The 790-nt window shown below is 47.2% G+C and carries 1 pseudogene; it reads left to right on the top strand.

Features of this window, described 5'->3' with window-relative positions:
* Positions 1-335 precede the first annotated feature (335 nt).
* Positions 336-790: pseudogene (locus R7093_RS25020) on the top strand (oligopeptidase A); the annotation flags it as partial.

Raw genomic sequence — 790 nt, 5'->3', positions numbered from 1 at the left:
GTGTGTTGAGAGCATTATACCCAACATCCTTGCAGATGCAGAATCTCCGTTTGATTTTGCGCGACTTAAAATGCACTCACTATTGAAATCTCTTTAAGTCACCCATACTTACTAAACATATTGAACCTAAGTGGGATCGCAGTGCTCCAATAGAGTGCTCTGCCACTTAGGCAGAATAAGACTCAAGGACAGAGCAAGCTCTCGTTGATCATCCGGTCATCGCAGCATAGAGAAAGGGAACGGAGCTCCCCCAATCCATGTTGTCGGCTTACTTGTGCATTGGGTCAGCCTATTTTATGGGCAGTCATAGAGCCAAAACACAAAAGGAATTATTCATGTCTAATCCACTTCTAACGTTTACGGACCTACCTCCGTTTTCGCAAATCAAACCAGAACACATTAAACCTGCTGTCGAGCAGGCGATTGCAGATTGTCGCGCCAAAGTTGAAGAGGTGCTAAAAGACAACACCAACCCAACTTGGGAAAATGTGATTGCTCCTCTAGAAGAAATTGATGACCGTCTGAGCCGCATTTGGTCGCCAGTTGGTCACATGAACTCTGTGGTGAACAGCGAAGCTCTGCGTGAAGCGTACGAAAGCTGCCTACCAATTTTGTCGGAATACGGCACTTGGGTTGGTCAGCACAAAGGCCTGTACGAAGCGTACAAAACCATCAAAGCGAGCGAAGAATTTGCAACGTTAACTCGTGCCCAGCAGAAAACCATCACCGATGCGCTACGTGACTTCGAATTGTCGGGCATCGGCTTGCCATCAGACGAGCAGCACCGTTA

The sequence above is a fragment of the Vibrio sp. 1580 genome (genome assembly GCF_033340055.1).
Note: the sequence above shows the minus strand (reverse complement) of the source record. Positions and strands in the feature narration are given on the sequence as shown.